This is a genomic window from Pedobacter sp. 01N416 (genome assembly GCF_056399685.1).
In genome coordinates, this window is the sequence record NZ_JBFTRT010000845.1 from 1 (window position 1) to 1,448 (window position 1,448).

1 protein-coding gene and 1 other RNA gene are annotated in these 1,448 nt (G+C 37.4%); both read left to right on the top strand.

The features are described from left to right. Nucleotides 1-163 precede the first annotated feature (163 nt). Nucleotides 164-263, top strand: an RNA gene (ffs, locus tag AC1DND_RS27780) — signal recognition particle sRNA small type. A gap of 87 nt (nt 264-350) precedes the next feature. Continuing rightward, entirely contained in the window at nt 351-1,010 is a 660-nt protein-coding gene (gene fsa / locus AC1DND_RS27785) for a fructose-6-phosphate aldolase (protein WP_029274402.1), read from the top strand. Nucleotides 1,011-1,448: the final 438 nt, after the last annotated feature.

Here is a 1,448-nt window from a genome sequence, read left to right on the forward strand (position 1 = left end):
TTAAATAGTATGCTTGAAAAATTATTTATCTTGTATTTCCTGCTAACTTCTAAAAATACACATTTTAATTTTATTAATTTACTAATCAGCTACATAGCCTAAAAGAGAAAAAAAATACAAAAATGCATTTTGTGTAACAACTTCTTTTTCTACCTTTGTGGCCGGGCAAGTCTTTTACGACCAGCTCCCTTTGAACTCCCCCAGGGTGGGAACACAGCAAGGGTAGAAGGTTGTAGCGGTGCGATAGAAGGTGCTTGCCCTTTTTTTTCTTTTCCCTTAATCCCCTGAAGGGGGAACTAAATTCTTCAGGGTTCAATCATAGAAACTCAAATATTTAAGAATTTATAAACATGAAATTTTTTATTGACACAGCAAATCTTGATCAAATCAAAGAAGCGCAAGATCTTGGCATTTTAGATGGCGTAACCACCAACCCTAGCTTAATGGCGAAAGAAGGTATTACTGGCGAACAAAATGTAATTAACCACTACAAAGCTATCTGCGATATTGTTGATGATAACGTAAGTGCTGAAGTTATTGCTACTACTTTCGATGAGATTATTAAAGAAGGTGAAGCTTTAGCCGCTTTAAACCCGAAAATCGTAGTAAAAGTACCAATGATTAAAGATGGTGTTAAAGCCATTAAATATTTCTCGTCAAAAGGAATTAAAACAAACTGTACTTTAATTTTTTCTGCCGGACAGGCATTATTAGCTGCTAAAGCTGGAGCTACTTATGTTTCTCCGTTTTTAGGCCGTTTAGATGATATTTCTAGCGATGGTTTGGTTTTAATTGAAGATATCAGAACTATTTTTGATAACTACGGTTACGAAACTCAGATTTTAGCTGCATCAATCCGCGGACCATTACACATCGTTAACTGTGCTAAATTAGGTGCTGATGTAATTACTGCACCATTGGCTGCTATTGCAGGTTTATTAAAACACCCACTAACAGATAGCGGTTTAGCTACATTTTTAGCCGACCACGCTAAAGCTGCTGGGAAATAAGAATTATAAAGTCGAAAGTCTTTTAGTCCTAAGTCTTGAGTCGGATTTCCGGTTTAAGACTTAGGATTTTTGTTTTATGGGCACTTACGAAATCTCAATGGCTAAGCGCCTGGAAGGATTTCGTAAGTATGAGGTGGGGAAAATCGTAATAGAATTTCAGAAGCTTCTGACTTGCGAAGTTATTCATCCGCTCCTTCCCTTTCTAAACTTTGTAAGTCATTGCGAAGTTTATTTTTTTGGAGCGCAGAAACAGTGCTCGTAGGCAGCTGTAGTCCTGCTTTCCATTATATTCCGGTGAATTTTCGATAAGGTTAAATAGTCGAATACCGGAATGCCATTTCAATCAGGTCTAGGTGGCCAGGTACTTACGAAATCTCAATGGGCAAGCGCATGGAAGGATTTCGTAAGTATTAGGTGGGGAAAAGCGTAATAGAATTC

What these genes read in the sequence shown, in the direction of transcription:
- fsa (WP_029274402.1), top strand. Translation starts at nt 351, where the DNA reads ATGAAATTTTTTATTGACACAGCAAATCTTGATCAAATCAAAGAAGCG.